At 51.3% G+C, this 22,066-nt stretch carries 20 protein-coding genes and 1 riboswitch; of the genes, 10 read left to right on the plus strand and 10 right to left on the minus strand.

Translation table 11 applies throughout. The features are described 5' to 3' along the window. Positions 1-9: 9 nt before the first annotated feature. The 3 genes from ACQY69_RS00225 to ACQY69_RS00235 all read left to right on the plus strand — a co-directional run bounded on the left by ACQY69_RS00225 (position 10) and on the right by ACQY69_RS00235 (position 3,739). Entirely contained in the window at positions 10-2,565 is a 2,556-nt protein-coding gene (locus ACQY69_RS00225) for a heavy metal translocating P-type ATPase (protein ID WP_428257609.1), read from the plus strand. A 59-nt stretch (positions 2,566-2,624) separates the two neighbouring features. Next, positions 2,625-3,449: a delta-lactam-biosynthetic de-N-acetylase gene (pdaA, locus tag ACQY69_RS00230; RefSeq protein ID WP_428257610.1), complete on the plus strand. Its 825-nt coding sequence runs from the start codon at positions 2,625-2,627 to the stop codon at positions 3,447-3,449. A gap of 128 nt (positions 3,450-3,577) precedes the next feature. Continuing rightward, a complete protein-coding gene (locus ACQY69_RS00235; RefSeq protein ID WP_428257612.1) occupies positions 3,578-3,739 on the plus strand; it encodes a hypothetical protein in 162 nt (53 codons plus the stop codon). Positions 3,740-4,230: 491 nt separating this feature from the next. Here the strand turns inward: ACQY69_RS00235 and ACQY69_RS00240 are convergent, their stop codons facing one another. Genes ACQY69_RS00240 through ACQY69_RS00250 form a run of 3 tightly spaced genes read right to left on the minus strand, consistent with a single transcriptional unit; the run spans position 4,231 to position 6,977 of the window. Continuing rightward, positions 4,231-5,589, minus strand: coding sequence for a PFL family protein (locus ACQY69_RS00240; protein WP_428257613.1), 1,359 nt, complete (start codon positions 5,587-5,589; stop codon positions 4,231-4,233). 26 nt (positions 5,590-5,615) lie between these two features. After that, a complete protein-coding gene (locus ACQY69_RS00245) occupies positions 5,616-5,879 on the minus strand; it encodes an ACT domain-containing protein (protein WP_428257615.1) in 264 nt (87 codons plus the stop codon). A gap of 33 nt (positions 5,880-5,912) precedes the next feature. After that, positions 5,913-6,977 carry an elongator complex protein 3 gene (locus tag ACQY69_RS00250; RefSeq protein WP_428257617.1) on the minus strand — a complete coding sequence of 355 codons (1,065 nt, stop codon included), beginning with the start codon at positions 6,975-6,977 and terminating at the stop codon, positions 5,913-5,915. An 89-nt stretch (positions 6,978-7,066) separates the two neighbouring features. Between ACQY69_RS00250 and ACQY69_RS00255 the strand changes: the two genes are divergently transcribed. Further along, entirely contained in the window at positions 7,067-8,323 is a 1,257-nt protein-coding gene (locus tag ACQY69_RS00255) for an immunoglobulin-like domain-containing protein (RefSeq protein WP_428257618.1), read from the plus strand. 2 nt (positions 8,324-8,325) lie between these two features. Here ACQY69_RS00255 and ACQY69_RS00260 read toward each other — a convergent pair whose 3' ends face one another. Together ACQY69_RS00260 and ACQY69_RS00265 are read right to left on the minus strand one after the other, a co-directional pair. Continuing rightward, entirely contained in the window at positions 8,326-10,440 is a 2,115-nt protein-coding gene (locus tag ACQY69_RS00260) for an FtsX-like permease family protein (protein WP_428257620.1), read from the minus strand. Then, entirely contained in the window at positions 10,427-11,185 is a 759-nt protein-coding gene (locus tag ACQY69_RS00265) for an ABC transporter ATP-binding protein (protein WP_428257621.1), read from the minus strand. The genes ACQY69_RS00260 and ACQY69_RS00265 overlap by 14 nt, the downstream gene beginning before the upstream one ends. Positions 11,186-11,366: 181 nt before the next feature. On the opposite strand from ACQY69_RS00265, the gene ACQY69_RS00270 reads away from it, so the two are divergent. Together ACQY69_RS00270 and ACQY69_RS00275 are read left to right on the plus strand one after the other, a co-directional pair. Beyond that, positions 11,367-12,071 (plus strand): LytR/AlgR family response regulator transcription factor, encoded by a 705-nt coding sequence (locus ACQY69_RS00270; RefSeq protein WP_428257623.1) that lies wholly within the window; start codon positions 11,367-11,369, stop codon positions 12,069-12,071. Between the two features lie 35 nt (positions 12,072-12,106). Beyond that, positions 12,107-13,396 carry a sensor histidine kinase gene (locus ACQY69_RS00275; protein ID WP_428257625.1) on the plus strand — a complete coding sequence of 430 codons (1,290 nt, stop codon included), beginning with the start codon at positions 12,107-12,109 and terminating at the stop codon, positions 13,394-13,396. Between the two features lie 67 nt (positions 13,397-13,463). On the opposite strand, the gene ACQY69_RS00280 is transcribed toward ACQY69_RS00275, so the two are convergent. After that, complete coding sequence (locus tag ACQY69_RS00280; RefSeq protein ID WP_428257627.1) at positions 13,464-14,207, minus strand: DUF6873 family GME fold protein; 744 nt, start codon at positions 14,205-14,207, stop codon at positions 13,464-13,466. A gap of 122 nt (positions 14,208-14,329) precedes the next feature. On the opposite strand from ACQY69_RS00280, the gene ACQY69_RS00285 reads away from it, so the two are divergent. Next, positions 14,330-15,001, plus strand: a complete 672-nt coding sequence (locus tag ACQY69_RS00285) for a uracil-DNA glycosylase (protein ID WP_428257628.1) — start codon at positions 14,330-14,332, stop codon at positions 14,999-15,001. 17 nt (positions 15,002-15,018) lie between these two features. Here ACQY69_RS00285 and ACQY69_RS00290 read toward each other — a convergent pair whose 3' ends face one another. The 4 genes from ACQY69_RS00290 to ACQY69_RS00305 all read right to left on the minus strand — a co-directional run bounded on the left by ACQY69_RS00290 (position 15,019) and on the right by ACQY69_RS00305 (position 17,895). Next, positions 15,019-15,336 carry an AzlD domain-containing protein gene (locus tag ACQY69_RS00290; RefSeq protein ID WP_428257630.1) on the minus strand — a complete coding sequence of 106 codons (318 nt, stop codon included), beginning with the start codon at positions 15,334-15,336 and terminating at the stop codon, positions 15,019-15,021. After that, entirely contained in the window at positions 15,336-16,034 is a 699-nt protein-coding gene (locus ACQY69_RS00295) for an AzlC family ABC transporter permease (protein WP_428257632.1), read from the minus strand. The genes ACQY69_RS00290 and ACQY69_RS00295 overlap by 1 nt, the downstream gene beginning before the upstream one ends. Beyond that, a complete protein-coding gene (locus ACQY69_RS00300; protein ID WP_428257634.1) occupies positions 16,031-17,236 on the minus strand; it encodes a class I SAM-dependent methyltransferase in 1,206 nt (401 codons plus the stop codon). Before ACQY69_RS00300 ends, ACQY69_RS00295 begins: the two co-directional genes overlap by 4 nt. A gap of 104 nt (positions 17,237-17,340) precedes the next feature. Further along, positions 17,341-17,895 (minus strand): N-acetylmuramoyl-L-alanine amidase family protein, encoded by a 555-nt coding sequence (locus ACQY69_RS00305; protein WP_428257636.1) that lies wholly within the window; start codon positions 17,893-17,895, stop codon positions 17,341-17,343. Between the two features lie 178 nt (positions 17,896-18,073). On the opposite strand from ACQY69_RS00305, the gene typA reads away from it, so the two are divergent. From typA to ACQY69_RS00320, 3 genes are all read left to right on the plus strand, one after another. Beyond that, on the plus strand, positions 18,074-19,963 hold the full coding sequence (typA, locus tag ACQY69_RS00310; RefSeq protein WP_428257637.1) for a translational GTPase TypA: 1,890 nt from the start codon (positions 18,074-18,076) through the stop codon (positions 19,961-19,963). Positions 19,964-19,966: 3 nt separating this feature from the next. Continuing rightward, positions 19,967-20,812 (plus strand): mechanosensitive ion channel family protein, encoded by an 846-nt coding sequence (locus ACQY69_RS00315; RefSeq protein WP_428257639.1) that lies wholly within the window; start codon positions 19,967-19,969, stop codon positions 20,810-20,812. Positions 20,813-20,955: 143 nt separating this feature from the next. Further along, positions 20,956-21,079, plus strand: a riboswitch (molybdenum cofactor riboswitch). A gap of 205 nt (positions 21,080-21,284) precedes the next feature. Next, positions 21,285-21,929, plus strand: coding sequence for a Crp/Fnr family transcriptional regulator (locus ACQY69_RS00320; protein ID WP_428257640.1), 645 nt, complete (start codon positions 21,285-21,287; stop codon positions 21,927-21,929). Positions 21,930-22,066 lie beyond the last annotated feature (137 nt).

A 22,066-nucleotide genomic window follows, 5' to 3' on the forward strand; every position in this document is an offset into this window, starting at 1 on the left:
TGTATCATTGTGAAACAATATAAAGTTACGGGAATGAGCTGCGCTGCCTGTAGCAGCAGGGTGGAAAAGGCGGTGAGCAAAGTCCCGGGTGTGGAAAGCTGCAGTGTCAGTTTGCTTACCAATTCCATGGGCGTGGAAGGATCAGCATCTGACGATGAGATAATAGCTGCTGTCGAGGCGGCAGGATACGGAGCATCGGAAAAAGGTGGCTCTGGTGGCGCGGCAGATGGTACCGGAGCAGCCGTGGGGAACAGCGTGGCATTGGAAGACGAAGACATGTTGAAGGACACGGAGACTCCGGTCCTCAAAAAAAGACTGATAGCGTCGGTAGCCTTTCTGGTGGTATTGATGTATTTTTCCATGGGTACTATGATGTGGGGCTGGCCTGCGCCGGGATTCCTGGCCGAAAATCATGTGGCCATGGGGCTGTTGCAACTGCTGTTGTCGGCGGTCATCATGGTGATAAATCAGAAATTCTTCATAAGCGGATTCAGGGGCCTCATACATCTGTCTCCCAACATGGATACGCTGGTGGCTCTCGGATCGGGAGCGGCCTTCGTTTACAGCACTTACGCGCTGTTTGCCATGACAGACGCTCAGGTGGCCGGGGACAGCGGTGCGGTGATGGGATATATGCACGATTTTTACTTCGAATCAGCAGCTATGATATTGGCCCTGATAACGGTAGGAAAAATGTTGGAGGCCAGATCGAAGGGGAAGACCACGGACGCCCTGAAGGGCCTGATGAAGCTGGCCCCTAAGAGCGCTGTCGTGATCAGAGACGGCAGTGAGGTCCAGGTGCCTATACAACAGGTGAAAAAGGGAGACGTGTTCGTGGTGCGGCCGGGGGAGAACATTCCTGTCGATGGGATCGTCATCGAGGGTATGAGCGCTGTCAACGAGTCGGCTCTCACCGGCGAGAGTATCCCGGTGGATAAGATGGAAGGAGATGCCGTATCGGCAGCAACCATAAACCAATCGGGGTTCCTCAAGTGCGAAGCTACGAGGGTAGGCGAGGACACGACCCTTTCGCAGATAATAAAGATGGTCAGCGATGCGGCAGCTACGAAAGCGCCTATAGCTAAGGTCGCTGATAAAGTTTCCGGTGTGTTTGTGCCGGCTGTGATAGCTGTCGCGATCGTGACAATAATCATCTGGCTCCTGGTTGGCCAGACTGTGGGATTCGCTCTGGCCAGGGGTATATCAGTGCTTGTCATAAGCTGCCCATGCGCCCTGGGTCTGGCCACGCCGGTGGCTATAATGGTGGGCAATGGGATAGGAGCGAGACATGGCATACTTTTCAAGACGGCGGTTTCTCTTGAAGAAGCGGGAAAAGTGCAGGTGGTCGCTCTGGACAAAACGGGAACTATAACCAAGGGCGCTCCGAAGGTCACTGATGTGATACCGGCGCAGGGAGTTTCCGAAGACGAACTGCTGCGATATGCCTATTCGCTGGAAATAAAGAGTGAGCATCCGCTGGCGAAGGCTGTCGTCGAGGCTTCCGAGGAGCAAGGCATGGAGGCGCTGGATGTGGATGATTTCACTATATTGCCGGGCAACGGACTGTCGGCAAAACAGCAGGGCGCCGTTCTGACTGGCGGAAGTCTTACGTTTGCCGAAAAGGCCTTCGCTATCCCATCCGAAGTCATAGAAACGTCCGACAGACTGGCGCGGGAAGGCAAGACGCCGCTCTTTTTCGGGAAAGACGATCAGCTGCTGGGAATGATAGCGGTGGCTGACGTGATGAAGGAGGACAGTCCGCAGGCGGTAAAACAGCTTCAGGATATGGGCATAAAGGTAGTGATGATCACAGGCGACAACAGACAGACGGCTGAAGCCATAGGAAAGCAGGCAGGCGTAGATCAGGTCATCGCTCAGGTGCTGCCTGAGGGAAAGGAAGAGGCTGTACGTCAGCTCCGGAAGGAAAATGGTAAGGTAGCCATGGTAGGCGACGGTATCAACGACGCACCTGCTCTTACCAGAGCCGATATGGGAATAGCCATAGGAGCCGGGACGGATGTGGCCATAGATGCGGCTGACGTGGTGCTGATGAACAGCAGCCTGATGGATGTCCCGGCAGCTATCAGGCTCAGCAGGCTCACCTTGAGGAATATCCATCAGAATCTGTTCTGGGCCTTCATATACAACGTTATCGGCATCCCGCTGGCGGCGGGAGCGTGGATACATCTGCTGGGCTGGGAGCTGAACCCGATGTTTGCCGCAGCGGCCATGAGCCTTTCCAGCTTCTGCGTAGTAACCAACGCGCTGACTCTCAATCTCTTTGACGTAAGGGATGCGAAGCGCGATAAGAAAAGGAAAAATAAAGTGAAAAGCAATAAAAAGGAGGAAGAAACGATGGAAAAGACCATGAAGATCGAAGGAATGATGTGTCAGCACTGTGAGGCCACTGTCAAGAAGGCACTGGAAGGGCTGGATGGCGTCAGGGGAGCAAAGGTGAGCCACGAAGCGGGGACTGCCGTAGTGGACATGGATTCCAATGTGACCGATGATGTGCTGAAGAAGACTGTAGAGGATAAGGACTACAAAGTACTTTCCATAAATTGAACTTGAGAAATGTTATTTTTCTCACCTGATATCAATATAATATCTCAGGTGGTGATGTTATGATAATAATGGTGAGAAAAAAAGGGATGATAAGGATGGTGTTGATGACAGCTGCGGCAGTGTTATTTGTCGCGGCTGTTTTTGCAGGTATCGACGTGGCCAAAAACAAAACTGTGAGCACCATATCGGACGGGAATTGGGGACTCAGCTTCCAGGAAGAGGGGCAGCCGCCGGTAGCCAATGCTACGGCTGAGGAGCTGGCTGGATATAACGCGTTTTATGCTGATGATACCGATGAAAAGGTGATGTATATCACTTTTGATGCCGGGTATGAAAATGGCTATACGGAAAAGATACTGGATGTGTTGAAAAAACATCAGGTAAAGGCGGCGTTTTTCCTGGTTGGGAATTACATCGAAACCAGTCCTGAGCTCGTGAAGAGGATGGTGGAGGAAGGCCATCTGGTAGGTAACCATACATATACTCATCCTGATATGTCCTCTATATCGACCATTGGATCATTCGAGAAGGAGCTGAAACAGCTGGAAGAAAAATACCGGGAGGTGACAGGAAAAGAGATGAAGAAATATTATCGTCCACCTCAGGGGAAGTACAGCGAGTCCAATCTGAAGATGGCCAGCGATATGGGATATAAGACGGTATTCTGGAGCCTGGCTTATGTCGACTGGTATGAATCAGATCAGCCTACAAAGGAGGAAGCCTTCGAAAAACTGATACCGAGAGCTCATCCGGGGGCCATTGTTCTGCTTCACAGCACATCGAGGACCAACAGCGAGATACTGGATGAATTATTGACCAGGTGGGAAGATATGGGGTACGAATTCAGATCTGTTGAAGAGCTGGGGCAGGAAAGGGCATCGTGACGAAACGCTGATAAAAGACAGCAGGCAGACCTTTGCTGTAGATTTTATATAAACTGCTGTTAATTTACACGGGATTATTGTAAAATATATATTAAGAAATGATTTCAGCCTGCGGGAAGGAGGTCGTCATGCCATTACTGATATTGCTGGGGATAATTGTGGTCGTAATAGCCGCCGTCATATTCAAAGTCAACAAGATACAGTCTGACAGATATATCGAGATGGCAAAAAAGGCTAAGATGGCCGAGGACGCCGACGATTCGGAGGACGGTAACGATGAAAATAAATAGGTAACGGGAAAAGGTCTTCTTTCATATTATAAACCATGCATATGAAAGGAGATTTTTTTATGGCGAACTGTAATTGGCCGAATGGAAATTTGGCGTTTAATATAACCTGTGAAAATTGTGGAATTGCGAGGGGCTGCGATTGTGGCTGCGGCTGCGAGTCCGTAGTACCGGATTGCTGTACTTGCGACTGTTGTTGCACCAACGATTGCTGCACCGGTGATTGCTGCTGCGGATCTTCATCCAATAATACCGGAACGGCATGGACATCGGAGAGGTGTTGTCCTGCGTCGACTGATACCTGTGGTTGTAGCTGCGGCTGCAGTTGCGGCTGCGGTTGCGGGTACAGATAATAGGCTCAGCTGTTCGAGTGACAGGAAATGATGAACTGAAAAAGGCTGTCGTACCAACGAAAAATATCGTCGGGGCGGCAGCCTTCTTTTTATACAGGATCGGAGAGACCCGCATTGTCTCATGTATAAGCTGTTCAGGTATCAGTTTTTCAGGCTTTGCATCGGAGCGGGTATCCTGCCTCCTCTGTCTATCATCACAGCTGAGGATTTGCCGTTTACCTTCATGATAGGGCCTCGCCCCAGAAGGCCACCGAAATCCAGCATCTCGCCTTCCCTGTGCCCGATGGCCGGGATGACTCTCACTGCTGTGGTCTTGGAGTTGACCATACCGATGGCAGCTTCATCGGCTATGATCGCTGATATGGTCTCGGCAGGCGTATCCCCCGGCAATACTATCATATCCAGTCCTACGGAGCATACTGAAGTCATAGCTTCCAGTTTTTCCAGAGACAGGGTACCGTTAGCAGCGGCGTCGATCATACCTGCATCCTCTGATACGGGGATGAATGCTCCTGAAAGACCACCCACGTTGGAGGAGGCCATCACACCGCCTTTCTTGACCGCGTCATTGAGCATGGCCAGGGCGGCTGTGGTCCCATGGGTCCCGCACTGTTCCAGACCTATCTCTTCCAGTATGTAGGCGACAGAATCGCCTATGGCAGGAGTCGGAGCCAGAGACAGATCTATGATGCCGAAAGGTACGTTCAGCTTTTTCGACGCTTCGCTTCCGACCAGCTGTCCCATTCTTGTTATCTTGAAAGCAGTCTTTTTTATCAGGTCGGCCACCTCAGACAGGGAAGCCTCCTTAGGCATTTTAGACAGGGCGGATCTGACTACGCCCGGTCCGGAGACCCCTACATTTATTACGCAATCCGGTTCTCCGATGCCGTGGAATGCTCCGGCCATGAAGGGATTATCCTCAGGCGCGTTGCAGAAGACTACCAGCTTGGCAGCGCCGATGCATTGTCTGTCTTTGGTCAACTGAGCCGTTTCTCTGACCACATTGCCCATCATCTTCACGGCATCCATGTTGATCCCGGCTTTTGTAGAGCCTACGTTGACGGATGAGCACACGAACTCTGTCTCTGAAAGAGCACGGGGTATCGATTCTATCAGTTCCTTCTCTCCGGCAGCGAAGCCCTTGTGGACCAGCGCCGAATACCCTCCGATGAAGTTGACGCCTATATCTCTGGCTACGCTGTCCAGAGCTTTGGCGTATTTCACCGGGTCACCGCCGGATACTGCCGTCAGCAGAGAGATGGGTGTGACAGCGACGCGCTTGTTGACGATGGGGATACCGTATTTCTTTTCGATCTCCTCTCCGGTCTTGACCAGATCCCTGGCCTTATTGTATATTTTATCGTAAACCTTGCGGCATGACGCGTCTATGTCGGTATCACAACAGTCCATCAGCGAGATCCCCATAGTTATGGTCCTTATATCCAGATGTTCGTCCTGTATCATGGTTATGGTTTCCATGATATCCTTAGTGTTCAGCATGATTTCCTACCTCCTGTGTACATCCGTTATATCCTGTGCATGGAATTGAAGATGTCCTCATGCATCACGTGGACTGTCATGGTAGGGACGATCGTCTCGATACTGTTCTTCAGCTCTTCCAGCGAGCAGTTGAGTTTGCTTATATCTACCAGCATTATCATGGCGAAATATTTGTCAAGTACTGACTGGGTGACTTCGACCACGTTGGCATTGGCGTCAGCACAAGCGGTGCTCACTTTGGCCAGGATGCCGACCATATCTTTACCGATAACCGTAATAACTGCTTTCATAATATCCTCCTGATAATCGATCTTTTCACTGACTCAACATTTTACCACAATATAGTGACCGTCGGCAAGAGCAGGATCTGTCTTGTACCGTATCCTGAGATCCGGGTATTTTTCACTGAAATATCGCTTGTTCCTTTTGCTGTTTCCTACCATGTTGGAAAAGGAGCGCCCGCTGCTGCGAAATTCGTAGGTGGCGGGGCCGCTGCTCCCGGCGGATGTGTTGCCTCCGGCAGAAATGCTGCCGTCCAGCATTTCTATCAACTGCTTTTCCAGATCCTCTCTGGCGATAGCGCCTTCCACCAGCTGTCTGAAGGCCGGGTGGTAGGTGGAGCCTCGGATCTCGCCGCCTTCCGTTATCAGGTCTGTGCTCTTGAGGCCAACTCTGATGATGTTGATGCCCGCACCGTCAAGTATCCGGTACATCTCCTTGGTGATGTCCACTGCTTCCTCGGTGGAAAGAGGACTGTACCGTCCGTCCATGTACATGTTGTAGAGTTCCGTGTCGTTGAGGACTATGGTAGGATAGAGCCTGGCTATGGAAGGAGATATTTTCACCGTCTCTTCGGCGGAGAAGATACAGCGCTCCAGACTGTCCTTCGGAAGACCTATCATCAATTGGATGCCCAGCTCGAAGCCGTAATCTTTTATCAGCCGGCACGCTTCATATACGTCGTCTGTGGTGTGGCCCCTGTTGGAAGCGGCCAGGACTTCCGGGGAAAAGGACTGGACACCCAGCTCGATGGTATCGGCGTCAAAGCTTTTCAGGTTGTCCAGTATATCTCTGTCTATATAGTCGGGCCGGGTGGACATGTGTATCTTGTCTATCAGGCCCATGTCCTTGTATTCTTTGGCTACTTTGAGGAAGGCGGACTGCTCTTCCATGGGTATACCGGTGAAGCTCCCGCCGAAAAAGGCGACTTCTATGGTTTCCAGACCTCGCCCCTGCAAAGTAGGCAGGTACGTCTCTATCAAGTTTTTCACATCCTCAGGCCCGATGTCGGCGCCCCTGGCGGTGATAGCCTTTTGATTGCAGAAGACACAATCGTTGGGACATCCTTTGTGGGGGATGAAGACGGGGATCATGGCATGTGTTTTCATAGTTACATTTTATCACAAACATGGTATTATAGATATAACTGATTGAGAAGAAGTCGACATACCAGTAGCAGCATTAAAAGGTGTTTATCATGAAGGATTTTTTGTTGAAGGATTTTGGAAAGAGGAAGACGCTTATCACCGTTCTGATATTGGCGGTGATAGTGATCGGTATAATCGCAGTTGCCGTAGTTTACTACAATACCCAGTTTTCCCTCGCTCTGAAAGGAGAAAAGGAGATGACGGTGGGACTCAACTCTGTCTATCGGGAACCGGGAGTGGAGGCCGTCGCCAAGGGAAAGGATGCTTCTGATGATGTGGAGGTGAAAGGGAAGGTAGACACATCGACTCCGGGGACATATCGCCTCGTCTACAGATTGAAAACGCTGAAGATGGAGAGGAGTGTCACAGTCCTGGATGAGATGAATCCGAAAATAGTGCTGGAGGACGGGGATGTGCAGCAGACGGTCAGGCTGGGAGAAGAATATCAGGATCCGGGTTACAGCGCCTTTGACGAAAAAGGCGGCGATATAACCGACAGAGTCAAGGTCGTCGGCGATGATTTTCAAAAGGCCGGGAAAAACGAAATAGTCTATACTGTCAGCGACGATGAGGGCAACACCACCCGGGTGACGCGGGAAGTGACGGTGGAGGCCAATACCGATTATGATTCGCCGGGGCTGCCTATCTGTATGTATCACTACGTGTACGATGAGGAAAACCCGCCTGACGATCTGAATCAGCGTTACGGCAACTACATATCCATGCAGGACCTGGAGGAAGAGCTGGAGTGGCTCAATGAAGAAGGGTATTACTATCCCACGTGGCAGGAAGTGCGGGATTATGTGGATGGGAAGATATTGTTGCCTGAAAAGAGCATCGTGCTGTGCTTCGATGACGGGGCAGTAAGCTTCCTGGAAAACGGTATACCTGTGCTGGAAAAGTGCAAGGTGCCGGCTACCTGCTTCATGATAACTTCGGAGAACGGAGAGGGGAAGATAGAGGCGTACGGCAGCGAATACGTCATTTATGAATCCCATTCTCACAATATGCACAGAGCCGGCGGTAACATAGGTCATGGAGGGATATTTACCGCTCTTTCCGAGGGAGAAGCGCTGGAAGACTTGAAAAAATCCATCGATATTTGCGGCAGTGGTGACGCGTTTGCTTATCCTTATGGCGATTATACGGAGAAATGCCGGGATATCGTGGAAGAAGCAGGATTCCTGTGCGCTGTGACGACTCAATATGGGAAGGCATATCCCGGCGACGATCCGATGCTGCTGCCGCGGGTCAGGATGTCCATGGGTCAGAGTCTGGAGAGCTTCGAGTCGATGGTGAGTCCCTGATATCATCCGAGACCCAGCATCCCCGTCACGTTTTTCAACGAAAATCTGTAAAGCAGATACTGGTACAGGGCGGCGGCCAGAGCCACCAGGCAGCAGACTGCCATGGTCAGGAGCTCTGAGCTGTCCAGCCTGCCGTCGTTCATGTTGAGCAGGAGCAGCTCGAATGCCAGCATACCGACACATCCGATGATGGTGGGAAGAACGTATACCTTTTTTATCTGCTGGCGAAGCAGCATGCGCAGATAGATTCGGTCCGCTCCCAGTTTTCTCAGATCGGAGAGTACCGGCGCGTTGGAAAGTCCCACGCTGCGGCTCCTGGACCAGGAGATGATGCCCACTGCGGCCAGACATACGATTGCCACGTATACGAACAGCATCAGATATACAGCATAGCTGGCAGTGGCATAAGCTTCTTCCATCGGGATGAAATGCGGTTCGTACAGCCAGTCAGCTTCTTTGACCGGGTTATCGGGATCGTAGGTGAAGATGCCGTCGTAGCCGTATTCCTCGCCTGCCTCATCAGCCTGCATCTTGGCCCAGAAGTCGTAGCTGCCGGAGACCTTCATGTCTTCCGGTATGGAGCTTCCGAACTGACGGTACAGCTCTCTGGAAAACTCCAGCTCATCGCCTCCCCGGCTGTCGAAGAGCACCTGTGTTTCCTCAGGGAAGAGGGCCGTCCCGTCCATTATCCGCTGGAAGTCGGAGTCGTTGACTACCATGCGGGCTTCGTAGTCGAAGCCGCGGCCTTGGACCAGCGAAACGTATGTCAGGTTGCCGGCGTATTCCATAGGCATGAAAGTATTTGTCCTGTCCAGATAGACCTTATCCATATCGTCAAATCTGAAGAACAGGTTTTCCTGGGAGTCCGGAAGCTGTATCAGACGATACGTTCCCGGCTCGATATCTACCTGCTGGCCGCTGAGGTGTTGATAATCAGACGCGCTTATAAATTCATAGAGGCAGTGACGATCTTCGTAGATCTCTATCAGGTCGCCGTTATCATCGGTATCGTCTCTGTTCACTCCGCTGCCGACAGCCTGGATCATGGTAGCCTGCCGGTAGTTCTCCACGGTAACGCCATAGTCGGAGGCGATCTTTTCCACATCATCCTGAGTAATCGGATCCATGTCATCCGTATAGTAATAGCCGTACATGGACTCATAAGCCGACAGGCTGCTGCTCATGGCGGCGTTGTTGGTCGGCACGTAGAAGACAGCGAAGAGACCGCCCAAAAGCAGCAGTGTTATCACAAGCATGTTCCTGACGATGGAGCGGCCCTGGAATTTAAGCATACCGTAGGAGACGAGGTTGCTGTAATATCTCTGGGGATGTCTGCCCCGCTTGTGACAGGAGACGGAATAGACCAGCAGCTGGTATAAGCCCACCAGAGCCAGCAGATAGAACAGATTGGTCCAGGCTCCCAGGTAGTGTTTCGTCAGATTCACGACCACCGTCGGCATTACGAATCCCAGCAGGACACCTGCCAACAGGAAAATGATGCCCCTCACAAGATATGCGGAGGATACCATCTTTCTCAGGGGTTCCTGTTTTCGCTGCTCGTTGAGGATGTCCATGATGTTGCTGCGCTTCATGAACCTGGAAGTGAGCACCATCAGCAGTCCCATCAGTATCAGGGCGTATACTATGCTCAGGATGATGCCAGGCAGGGTGAAGGAAAAGGACTGATCCGTCACTTCCGACATCACAGCCTTGAAGGCGGTGCCGATGATCCATGAGAGGATACATCCTCCCAGAAGTCCCGCCGCCATGGAAAGGACGCCGCATCTTACGATGTCTGCCTTCAACGCTCTGCCCACATGCTTTTTATCGGCGCCCAGGGCGAGGAGCACTCCTGTTTCACGGCTCTTGTAGCGAAGAAAAAGTCCGGCTGCATAGGATACGAAGACGATGCAGCCGACGGCAGCCAGCGCGAATATCATGTAGACCTGTTTTCTGGAATCGCCGCCTTCAGGAAGGGTCTGCTGTATCAGCGGGCTCATCAGCATCATCAGATAGGATGTTATGAGCATCATGGCGAAACCTACGCAGAACAGCAGCTGACGGTACTGATTCTTGTTCTTTTTTCGGAGTTTTTCCCATATCTTACTGAGGGTCATTCGGATCACCACCGTTCATAGCCGATAATACACCAAGAAGCTGTTCCATGAAAGCGCGCCTGTCGCCTGTTCTGGAGATTTCCCTGAAGACCCTGCCGTCTTTCATAACGATGACTCTGTCGCAGAAGCTGGCCGAAAAGCTGTCGTGGGTCACCATGAAGATGGTGGCGCCCAGATGCTTCTTCGCGCTGGCAAAAGCTCCGATGACCGCTTCGCTGGACTTGCTGTCCAGATTTCCGGTAGGTTCATCGGCAAGGATGAGCAGCGGGTCGTTCATCAGCGCTCTGGCCACAGCCGCGCGCTGCTTCTGTCCACCCGATATCTCAGCAGGGTATTTATCCGCGATTTCGGAGATACCGAAGATCTTCAGAAGTTTTCCGGCCTTTTCCTCCACGGGCCTGTAGGAGGCATTCTTTATCACCTTCGGAACACAGACGTTTTCAAAGACGGTGAGCCCGTCCAGCAACATGAAATCCTGGAATACGAAACCCAGACTTTCGTTCCTTACCCTGGCTATCTGGCTTTCCGACAGTCCTGAAATATTGGTTCCATCCAGCAGTATCTCCCCTTTATCGTGGGGAATGAAGCATGAAATGCAGTTGAGCAGTGTGGTCTTTCCGCTTCCGGAAGGCCCCATAACTGCGACGAATTCTCCCTTTCTGACTTCAAAGTTGACGTCCTTTAGCACTTCGTATACGTTGCTTCCGGAGCGGTAACTCTTGTACAGATGATTCACTTTTAACATCTCGTTTCCTCCCTTTGATTTTATCCGGGGAATATTATAGAAAAAAGGTTTTCTCTTTTCGATACGTGACCATTACAAGTTTGACATCTTTTTCCGCAAGTTCTGTCTTTTTCGGTGAAATCGGCGACGGTCTGTAGTATCATTTAGAAAAGAAACGAGGGAGAAAGGCTCGGAAAACTGCATGCTCAATATTATCATTTGTGATGACGAAAAAGCCCTTCGCCGTGACCTGAAGCAGATACTGGAAACGGAACTGGGGCTCATGGGGATATCTTACCGGATAGTGGAATATTCATCCGGTGAGGAGGTATTAAGTGAATACAGACAGATACACGGACAGAAGATCTTGTATCTGGATATAAAGCTGGATAATATGAATGGGATGGAGACCGCAAGACAGATCAGGCAGTGGGATCCATCCTCCGTTATCATATTCGTGACAGTGTACCCCGAGTTCGTGTTTCAGGGATATGAGGTGCGGGCTCTCGACTACATCCTGAAGCCTTACGAGCGGGAGAAGATAACGGCCTCCTTTCACAACGCTCTTTCGATGCTGGACATGACGAAGGAGTCGTCTTTTTTTCTGGAAAACCGCAGAGGAAGTCTGCGGATATCTTTTGACAGGATAATGTATTTTTTCAGCGAGCGTCACAGAGTGCATATCGTCACGACAGACGGGGAAAAATCATTTTACGGAAAGCTGGGAGAGTTGGAAAGCAGTCTGCCCTCCTGCTTCGTGCGGATACACAACAGGTATATCATCAACATGAAGTATCTGGATTCGCTGGAAGCCAGTCATGCCGTGATCGGAGGCGAGCCGCTGCCGGTGAGCCGTTCCTACAAACAGGCTCTTTCCATCGCTTACGCCAGATATATGTTAGAATGAGGTGACAGATGTAAGAGCACTGCAAGGAGGCGACGATGTTTTCCACGGATTACCTTATCAATATACCTGTCTCTCTGATTTTGGTATACCTTCTCTACAGGATATTCAACAGCTGCCTGTCCATAAGGTCTCAGATATGGGCACGGCTGTCCTTTTCAGCCGTGTTGTTCCTCATGACTTCGCCCATAGTCCTTCCGGGGGAGCTGACGGGTTCCCTGGGGATACTGGCTCTGCTGACGGCGGCTGTGTTCCTGTTCTTTACCGACAGGCCCATCGTAAAGACTGCGGTCATCCTCATCGTCTACCCGCTGTGGGTATCCTTCTCTTATCTGTCCTACAACATCGGATACGTTATCTGGATGTACTGTTTCCGGCAGAATATGACGGAAACGGGAGAAATGCTGTTGATGCTCTGCTGCGCGCTGCTGAAGATACCGTTTCTGGTACTGGTGGAACGGCTGGCAGGGAAATGGCTGGCATCAGGAGAAGTCAGCTTTTCCTCCCGCATATGGGCTGTCATATCGTTGACCTGCCTGGCTTCGCTGCTGGGCATCATAACGCTGATATACCAGGTGGGATCCACCAGTACCTTTGTCATCTGGCCGGCCTGTATCGCCTGTATCCTTACATCTGTAGGAATATGTTACATCTGCGATCTCATATCCCGCAGCGTCAGGAGAGCTATGGAAGGGGACATGCTGAGAACGCAGCAGGCGTATTACGAGGATCTGAAACGGGAGCAGGAGGAAGTGCGTGGGCTGCGGCACGATATGATGAATCATCTGAGTGTGATACAGAGCCTCTTAGGGCAGAATGAGACAGCCCAGGCTCAGTCATATCTCAAAAGCCTTACACGTGAATTCTCAGCGCCGCTTCGCGTCTTCTGCGAAAACGATACGGTCAACGCGCTGCTCAACGCCAAGTATCGGCAGGCGGAGGAAAAGGGGATAGAGTGCAGTTTCATGATGGAGCTGCCGCAGGATGCGGGGATGGATATGGTGAGGCTCTGTTCCCTGATGGCAAATACACTGGACAATGCCATCGAAGGAAGCGAGAGGGTCGTGGAAAAGCAGCGCAGGCTCATAACGCTGAAAGGTCGCTGCGGCGGCGGATATTTCAGCTATTCCATAGAAAACCGCGCTGTTGCCGGGGAGGTGCTGCGGGAAAAGGGGAGGTTCGTCACCGCCAAGAAGGACAGCCGATTCCACGGCCACGGCCTTCGTATCATCAGCGATATAGCGGAGGAGCTGGGTGGGACAGTGGATATCTCTTTTTCAGGAGATATCTTTTCCGTCACGGCGTTGATACCGGCAGGAAAAGCGTGATGCCAGACGGAGAAAGGTCAGCTGAGAAAGGGTGACGGAGATGAGCCGTCGAGCAGGGTCTCCGGTATCATTCCGTCAGGATGCTGCCGATGTCCATCAGGGGAAAATCGCGGAAATATACGACTTCCGCGCCTCTGTTTTCGATGAAGTCCTTCATCTCATGGAGATCAGGATGGGCCGCAAGGTCGCCGTTGAAGACGATGATGCGTCGGGTCTGCGGTTCGCCGCCGGCGTCGGGTGCGGCGCTGTCTTCGAGGGTCAGATGTCCGGCACAGCCGCCGATGAAACCGTAGTCGAAGCCGGGCAGCAGGATGTGTCCCCTTTCGATGAGGAGCACCTGCGCGTCGGTGCCTTTCAGCGCGTTGGCGATGCCTTCGTCGGAAGTTATGAAGGAAGAATCGTCAACCGGCAGGCAGCAGCAGCGGGTGTAGCCCTGAGGGACGGAGATGGTGTGCAGCTTTCCGGCGGGGAAAGTCTTCGCGTGCCATTCCTGCGCCGCTTTCAGCAGTGCCCGGTCGGTGTACTTGAGATTGTGGATAAAATATTTCCCTGTACAGACAGCGTTATAGATGATATTTCCCGGGTAATTTTTTCCCAGCTTTGAGACATTTCCCATGAAAATGTGGGGGCCTTCCCACAAACCCAGCCGGCACATATGTATGTCGGCGTGGGTGGAAACAGCTTCATATACGGGAGAATGGTTTCCGTCAGGAGCGATGCCTGTCAGAAGTACTGGTTCGAAGTCCTTTGCCGAGAGAAAGTCTGTCAGGGATTTTCCTGCCAGAGCTGAGAGATATGCCTTTTTTTTCATGTAAAGCTCCTTTGTGTCGCGCGGATGGTGCGGGTTTTGGCAATGCTGCCGTCTCCGCCATGTCGTTTTATTATATCATGATTTCACTTGTTTTTATTTCCCGAAGTCAATATAATAGGAATATGGTCAATATAGGAAACAGCTGGGACAAGGTCCTGCAAGGAGAATTCGATAAAGATTATTATTTGAAGCTGAGGGAGTTCCTCAAGTCGGAATACGGTACCAGAGTGATATATCCCAATATGTACGACATCTTCAACGCCCTCAAGTTCACGCCGTACGAGGACGTGAAGGTAGTGATACTGGGACAGGATCCTTATCATCAACCGGGACAGGCTCATGGTCTCTGTTTTTCGGTGCAGAAAGGCGTCAAGGCGCCGCCTTCTCTCGTCAACATATTTAAAGAGTTGAAGAGCGACCTCGATATAGACTCGCCTTCTCATGGAAATCTGGAAAGCTGGGCCAATAATGGAGTATTGCTGCTCAATACAGTGCTGACGGTCAGGAGAAGCAGCCCTAATTCTCATGCCGGAAAAGGCTGGGAGATATTCACCGACAGAGTGATACAGCTTCTCAACGAGAGGGAAAAGCCGATGGTCTTTGTGCTGTGGGGCAGGAATGCCAAGAACAAGGAGGAGTTGATAACGAATCCGCGGCACTGCATTTTGAAGGGGGCGCATCCGAGCCCATACTCAGCAGCCAACGGTTTCTTCGGCGGCAGATATTTTTCGCGCGCCAATGAATTCCTGGTATCTACAGGACAGGAGCCGGTTGACTGGAGGATACCGGAGTAGGAGTCGGTCACAATAGGCTAGATTGCTGCCATCAGCAGCTCCGTTGCCAGTACGGCGGCGCAGGCTCCCACTGCGACAATGAGCAGGCTTTTCCTGCGGAAGGCCAGGAAAACCGCGACGACCAGACCTGCGACCGCGGATGTCATATTTCCCGTAGCGTACAGGATAGCGGGGAAAGTCATAGCTGTCAACACGGAATAAGGAATATAATAGAGAAAGGAATTGATGAACCTGTTCTCTATTTTTTTGTTGATGGCGGTGAAGGGAACGGCACGGATAAGGTATGTGACGCCGGCCATCACCAGCAGATACGGAAGGAAGCTCATAAAGTCCATCACTGCACCTCCTCATCTTCGACGGGGAACAGCAGCGCTCCGATGGCGGAGGAGGCGACGGCGCAGATGATGACGGCGAAGCCCGATGAAACGGCGGAGAAGGCTGGTATGTAGTACAACGCCGAGCTGATGGCGATGGAAATTGCCACGACTGCCAGCACGTGAAGGTTTTCCCTGGCTTTCGGGACGACGACAGCGATGAACATGCCATAGAGAGCGATGCCAAGGGCATTGGTGAGGATGAGGGGCATCACGCTGCCCAGTATGGAGCCGCACAGGGTGCCGGCTGACCATCCCAGTATGGGAAGGGCTGCCAGTCCCGCGAAGTATCGTCTGCTGAGGGGCGTATCGCTGCCTACGGCCACGGCGAATATCTCATCGGTTATGGCGAAGCCCAGGATGGCACGCCATATCCCGCGAAATCTGCCGTCGGTCTTCTGGGAGAGGGATATCCCCATCAGTGCGTAGCGGGAGTTTATCACCAGTTGAGTCACGGCCATCTCGATGTACGAGCCCATGCCCGCTATCACTGTCACGCCGGCGAACTGGCCGGCTGAGGTCAGGTTGGTAAAGGATATGAGGAGCGCTTCGAACCATGTGAGGCCGCACTGGACGGCCATCAGTCCGAAGGCTATAGAGACCGAAAAATATCCCAGTGCTATGGGAATGCCGTCTTTCAGGCCTTTGGTGAAATTCATCGGGAGTTGTCCTTTCTTTCAGGTGAGCGAGGTGCTCCGGGCGGACAGAGCTGGTCTATGGTCGGGCTGACGTGGTAGAAATCGCGGAGGGCTTCGTACTGGCTCTCGGCCTTTTCCATGGCGGCCCGGCTGGTCTTTTCAGACATCACGGCCTTTATCATGATGTTCTTGGAGGTGTGCTCCAGGGACGTGAACTCCAGCATGTTGACGTGATAGCCGGCAGCTTCCAGCTTGAGACCGCGCAGGCCGTCTGTCAGCAGTTCGGTGAACTTGTCCTTTATTATGCCATGCTTCAGCATAGGTTCGTCGACATCGCACCTTATCTGGGAGAACAGCTCGTGCTGGCAGCAGGGTACGGAAAGTATGACCTTGCTGTGCCATCTGACTGCGTTGATAAGAGCAAAGTCGGTAGCCGTATCGCAGGCGTGAAGGGTCACCACCATGTCAGCCCCGTCGCTCTCGTAGTCGGCGATGTCGCCTGTGAGAAAGCTGAGTCTGTCGTAGCCCAGCTTCCTGGCCGTATCGCTGCAGAATCGTATCACGTCTTCCTTAAGATCCAGGCCGACGATCTCCACGTCGCGTCCTTTCATCACTCTGAGATAATAATAGAGGGCGAAGGTGAGGTAGCTCTTGCCGCAGCCAAAGTCGATAATGCGGAGAGTGCCGGTTCCCGGCAGGTTATCGAAGCAGTTGTCGGCTATCTCGAGGAATCTGTTTATCTGCCTGAACTTGGAATAGTGTTTCTTGTACACTTTGCCTTCCGGCGACATGACTCCCAGTTCCACAAGGAAATCACAGGGCACACCGTCTTCGATGATGTACTGCTTCCTCTTGTCGTGGGACAGGTCTCCCGCCTTACGCGATGCGGCGGAACGGGTGATCCTGGGCTTGTCCGGCTTCGCGGCCAGTATCTGGATATCTTCCGTTTCCGTCAGGATGTTCACCTGCTTGAAAGCATCGCGTATCTTTTCAGCAACGAAATCGATGGCTTCGTAGTACGGGATGTTTTCGTGAGTGACTTTTTTGTCGAAGTGGAATTCCGCCTGGTACATGTATTCGCCCTTTATATCCACAGGTCTGACTGTTATCTTTTTATATTGCAGTGACTTTTTCCTCTTTCCGGCGAGTATTATTTTTATCAGGCCGCCGCCGTTGATGGCGTAAGCCAGCGTTTCGATGATCTTTTCCATGGCAGTTTTCATCGTCCTTTCCCATGTGTTGTGACGACGCCCATGGGGTCCGGGCCGCAGAGAGCGCCGTCGTTTTCCATACAATATTAACACATAAAAGGCTCCGTTGGAAGGGCTCAGCCCTGATAGGGATCCACGAAGGGAATGCCGAAATATTCCGTCAGGGAAAGGACCAGGGTGCGGGCGATGAGCTGGATGTTGTCGATTATCCACAGGGCATCCTGGAGATTGTCGTGGTAAGCAAGCTCTATCAGATTGGTCGGGGCTTTCGTCAGGCGAAGCTCTCCCAGGGTAGTGTTGGCCACGGCTTTGACCAGGTCAGGATCCGGGTATATGACCTTCAGGTTTTCCGCGAAAATATCGGCGGCTCGCCGGCCTTCGGCGCTGGTAGAGTAGTAGTAGATGTCGGAGCCGCGGACCTGACCTGACAGATTTTCAGGAGCGGCATTGGAATGAAGTGCCAGATGAAAATCGTAGTTTCCGGCATTGGACAGGGCGATCGCCTGGGAGAGCGGAGCGTCGGGATCGTTGCGGGTGAAACTTATCCCCGACGTGTAAAGGTAGGGCTCCATGGCGTCAGCTATCAGGTTCATATAGTATTCTTCGCTTCCCAGTCCGTTGACGTAAGGATTGAACTGCTGGACGGACGGGCTGAGGAATAAACTGGGCATGATCGGTTCCTCCTTTTCATATGGGTAAAATCAAGTGAGCGGGACTGTCGCCCGCCATATGGTCTATCATATGCGTTCCATTTATTTTTTGACACAGCATAGCAATTGATTTACAATATAATGATGATGCCGTCGAGGAGGGCGGCGGAAACAGAAAACATCAGAAGGTGGTAGCAGAATGTCGGAAAAACAGAAGATAATAAACATCGCGGTTATAGCTCACGTAGACGCGGGAAAGTCTACGCTGGTCGATGCGTTCCTGAACCAGAGCGGAGTCTTCCGGGACAACGAGCAGGTGGTGGACTGCGTAATGGACAGCGATGATATAGAGAGGGAAAGAGGGATAACCATATACTCCAAGAACTGTTCGGTGATGCATGGAGACGTTAAGATAAATATCGTCGATACCCCGGGCCATGCCGATTTTTCATCGGAGGTGGAGCGGATCATAAAGACTGTGGATACGGTGATACTGCTGGTGGATTCCAGCGAAGGCCCAATGCCGCAGACAAGGTTCGTATTGAAGAAATCGCTGGAGCAGGGAATAAATCCTATCCTCCTGATAAACAAGATAGACAAGAAGGATGCCCGTATAGACGAGGTGGTAGATGAAGTCTACGAACTGTTCATGGATCTGGAGGCCAATGATCAGCAATTGGATTTCCCTATCCTCTATGGTATAGCCAGACAGGGGATCGTCGTCTACGATCCGGAGGACATCAGAGATATCCATGTGGAAAACAACGACGTCAAGATAAAGAAGAGCGCCAAGGGTATGAACGGACTGGACATAACGCCGCTCTTCGACACCATAATAAATCATGTGGCGCCTTATCCTGATTACAATGATGAGCCGCTGCAGCTGCAGATATCTGCCCTGGCATATGACGACTATATCGGCAGACTGGGTATCGGACGTGTCACCAAGGGTATCGTGAAGGCCGGAAGTACTGTGGCGGTAGCCAGGGGCGACGGCTCCATAGAACAGCGAAAAATAAATCAGGTATTTGTCTACAGGGGTCTCAAGAGGATGGCGGTAGATCAGGCGGAATCGGGAGATATCGTCGTAGTGTCAGGTATCGCCGATATTTCCATAGGAGAGACCATATGCGATCCGGAAGCTCCGGATCCGCTGGAGATGATACAGATAGAGGAGCCGACTCTTTCAATGTATTTCATGGTCAATAAGTCGCCCTTTGCGGGGAAAGTAGGCAAGTTCGTGACATCCAGACACATAAGGGAAAGGCTCAACAAAGAGCTGGAGGTCAACGTGGGGCTGAAGGTAGAGGAGACTGATTCCACAGACAGCTTCAAGGTGTCGGGAAGAGGTGAGCTGCACCTTTCCATATTGATCGAGAACATGAGACGTGAAGGCTACGAGCTGGCCGTGTCGAAGCCTGAGGTGATAATGCGCAGGGACGAAGCGGGCAAGGTGCTGGAGCCGGTGGAGGAAGTGGTGCTGTCGGTGCCTGACGAATATTCCGGTTCAGTCATTTCCAAGCTGAATGTGAGGAAGGGAATGATGCAGGAGATGAAGAGCGAAAATGGTTTCACACGTCTGGAATATCTGGTGCCTACGAGAGGTCTCCTGGGCTACAGGAGCGAGTTCATCAATGACACGAGAGGGGAAGGGACCATGGTCAGACGGTTCGCCAGATTCGACCATTACATGGGCGATATACCGGGTCGTGTCAATGGCGTGGCCATCGCCCAGGAAGAGGGAGTCGCCACTCCTTATGCCATATTCAACATAAGCGAAAGAGTACAGATGTTCATAGAACCGGGAACTCATGTGTATGAAGGGATGATAATAGGGATGAACGCCAGGAGCGACGATATGGTGGTAAACCCGTGCAAGGCCAAGAAGGCCAGCAATATGAGAGCAGCGGGAAGCGATGAGAACATCAAGCTGGCTCCGGCCAGGGTCTTTACTCTGGAGGAAGCGCTGGAGTTCATCGACGATGACGAACTGGTGGAGATAGTGCCTGACGATATCAGGCTCAGGAAGAAATATCTCAAAGAGCTGGACAGAAGAAGACTGGGAAAGAAGATAAAAACGGAGGAATAAAGGATGGAAGATCTTACGAGAGCCGAAAGGATAATACAGCGGTTCATGGATTCCGACAAATTGTGGGATCTGGGAATGACCGTCCTCAGCCTTGTTGTGATGATAGTCGTAGGACTGCTTATCCTGAAGGTGATCCTCAAGATAACGCGAAAAGCCCTGGACAAGAGCCGGCTGGATGAAGTCCTGTACAGTTTCATAGTCAACGCTATCAAAGCCGTAGGTATCATCGTCCTCATAACCATGTGTCTGGGTATCCTGGGTGTGCAGATGAGCACCATCATCACGGTGATCGGTGCCGCGGGAGCAGCCATCGCATTGGCTCTCAAGGACAGCTTAGCCAACATTGCCGGCGGTATCATGATAATAATCACTCAGCCATTCAGCCGGGATGATTATATAGATGTAGATGACGTGTCGGGAAAGGTGAAGGACATAGACTTGTTTCTCACTACTCTAAGGACTTACGATAACAAAACCATAACAATACCAAACGGCATCATAAACACATCCATACTGGTTAATCACAGTAAGGAGGGCATAAGGCGGGTGGACTGTCAGTTCAGGATAGGCTATGACAGCGATGTTTCTCTGGCAAAGGAACTGATGCATGGTATCTGTGAAGCTAACCCCATGATACTGAGGGATCCGGAGCCCAATATCGGGATCTCGGATCAGGATGAGAATGCCATCATCATGAATATGTTCGCCTGGTGTGCTACGGACGATTACTGGACCGTAAAGGATTATATGGAGGAAGAAGTCAAACGTCTTTTCGACGAGAACGAGATACGGACCCCGGCTCCTTGGGTAAATGTGCGTATAGAGGAAAGGAACGGCGGAAAAAGGTGAAGGAGCCTGCAAGCAGGGGTACACCCTTGTTCTCGCTGCCATATTGCAACCATATGTTGAAAATATCGCAAACAAGTACCGAAAAGGTTGCGTGCGCAGTTGACTTTTTTCGCTATTCCCTGATAAAATGTTATCAGAAGAACAAATGAATAGAGATCCGAGTCCTGGATTCCTTCGCTCTGGCAAAGCATGGAGACTGGACCGATAGGGTTCATGTGGAAACATATGGGCCTCCCGCATTTGGAAAGGATAGATGGCCGGCCTGTGAGAGTTCTGTGTAGACATCGGATATCACAGATATCACAGGAAAAATGTTCGTTCAACAACAATTTGTTCAACGATATGTTTTTTTGTGTCCTTTTCGCTTGGCGGAAAGGATTTTTTATTTGCCATTACGATTATCGCGCGATTCTGAGCTGAGGTCGCCGGATATAGAGACGATTATCGCGGAGCTGGGGAGACGGTGGGAAAAATGATGAAGTATTTAGGAACTGTTATAGACAGTGGGATTTTGGAAGGGATAAGCAGAGCGGAATATCTGCGCGCTTTTGAGGAATTGAATGTCATCGGCCAGAACATGAGGGAAAACGAGGTCATATTCAATGAAGGCGACGAGATAAACAAGATCTGCCTGATCGACAGAGGGAGCGTCAGGAGCGAGAAGGCGTATCCCAACGGAGAGCTTCACATAATACAGGTGTATGACGAAGGCTCAATATTCGGGATAGAGACGGCAGTATCGAAGACGAGGGTAGCGCCTATCGATTACATATGCAACGAGGACAGCACGGTAGTTTTCATCTCTCTGAGCAGTATCAGCAACTCCAAGTTCAGCAAGCAGATATATGAGGTGCTCATGCAGCAGCTGGCTGATGACAACATCAGGAAGATGCATAAGATAGAGATCCTTGCGGAAAAAGGACTTCGCAAGAGAGTGCTGATGTATCTGGAGATCCTCAGGAGAAAGGCCGGCTCAGATATCGTCAGCGTCAGGATGAGCAGGGAGCAGATGGCACAGTATCTGTGCGTCAACAGGAGTGCTCTTTCCAACGAGCTCAACAAGATGAAGCGGGAAAAAATTATAGATTTCGAAAAAGATAAGTTCAGGATTCTGTGAATCTACCACAAAAAAAGTAAAATAAATAGTGGAAAAAAAACGTAAAAAGTGATAAAATAACTTGATAGTCACTCTGTTAGTGTGCGAAAAATCAGTCGATGGAGTGACCTAAGAGCATCACCAGAAGAAAGGAGACT

The organism is Gallibacter sp. Marseille-QA0791 (assembly GCF_965119705.1).
Taxonomy (GTDB): domain Bacteria; phylum Bacillota; class Clostridia; order Peptostreptococcales; family Anaerovoracaceae; genus Lentihominibacter; species Lentihominibacter excrementipullorum.

Bases quoted from the DNA above. Each gene is read 5' to 3' on its own strand.
- pdaA (WP_428257610.1), top strand. From the start codon at position 2,625: ATGATAATAATGGTGAGAAAAAAAGGGATGATAAGGATGGTGTTGATG.
- ACQY69_RS00235 (WP_428257612.1), top strand. From the start codon at position 3,578: ATGCCATTACTGATATTGCTGGGGATAATTGTGGTCGTAATAGCCGCC.
- ACQY69_RS00240 (WP_428257613.1), bottom strand. From the start codon at position 5,589: ATGCTGAACACTAAGGATATCATGGAAACCATAACCATGATACAGGAC.
- ACQY69_RS00245 (WP_428257615.1), bottom strand. From the start codon at position 5,879: ATGAAAGCAGTTATTACGGTTATCGGTAAAGATATGGTCGGCATCCTG.
- ACQY69_RS00250 (WP_428257617.1), bottom strand. From the start codon at position 6,977: ATGAAAACACATGCCATGATCCCCGTCTTCATCCCCCACAAAGGATGT.
- ACQY69_RS00255 (WP_428257618.1), top strand. From the start codon at position 7,067: ATGAAGGATTTTTTGTTGAAGGATTTTGGAAAGAGGAAGACGCTTATC.
- ACQY69_RS00260 (WP_428257620.1), bottom strand. From the start codon at position 10,440: ATGACCCTCAGTAAGATATGGGAAAAACTCCGAAAAAAGAACAAGAAT.
- ACQY69_RS00265 (WP_428257621.1), bottom strand. From the start codon at position 11,185: ATGTTAAAAGTGAATCATCTGTACAAGAGTTACCGCTCCGGAAGCAAC.
- ACQY69_RS00270 (WP_428257623.1), top strand. From the start codon at position 11,367: ATGCTCAATATTATCATTTGTGATGACGAAAAAGCCCTTCGCCGTGAC.
- ACQY69_RS00275 (WP_428257625.1), top strand. From the start codon at position 12,107: ATGTTTTCCACGGATTACCTTATCAATATACCTGTCTCTCTGATTTTG.
- ACQY69_RS00280 (WP_428257627.1), bottom strand. From the start codon at position 14,207: ATGAAAAAAAAGGCATATCTCTCAGCTCTGGCAGGAAAATCCCTGACA.
- ACQY69_RS00285 (WP_428257628.1), top strand. From the start codon at position 14,330: ATGGTCAATATAGGAAACAGCTGGGACAAGGTCCTGCAAGGAGAATTC.
- ACQY69_RS00290 (WP_428257630.1), bottom strand. From the start codon at position 15,336: ATGGACTTTATGAGCTTCCTTCCGTATCTGCTGGTGATGGCCGGCGTC.
- ACQY69_RS00295 (WP_428257632.1), bottom strand. From the start codon at position 16,034: ATGAATTTCACCAAAGGCCTGAAAGACGGCATTCCCATAGCACTGGGA.
- ACQY69_RS00300 (WP_428257634.1), bottom strand. From the start codon at position 17,236: ATGAAAACTGCCATGGAAAAGATCATCGAAACGCTGGCTTACGCCATC.
- ACQY69_RS00305 (WP_428257636.1), bottom strand. From the start codon at position 17,895: ATGCCCAGTTTATTCCTCAGCCCGTCCGTCCAGCAGTTCAATCCTTAC.
- typA (WP_428257637.1), top strand. From the start codon at position 18,074: ATGTCGGAAAAACAGAAGATAATAAACATCGCGGTTATAGCTCACGTA.
- ACQY69_RS00315 (WP_428257639.1), top strand. From the start codon at position 19,967: ATGGAAGATCTTACGAGAGCCGAAAGGATAATACAGCGGTTCATGGAT.
- ACQY69_RS00320 (WP_428257640.1), top strand. From the start codon at position 21,285: ATGATGAAGTATTTAGGAACTGTTATAGACAGTGGGATTTTGGAAGGG.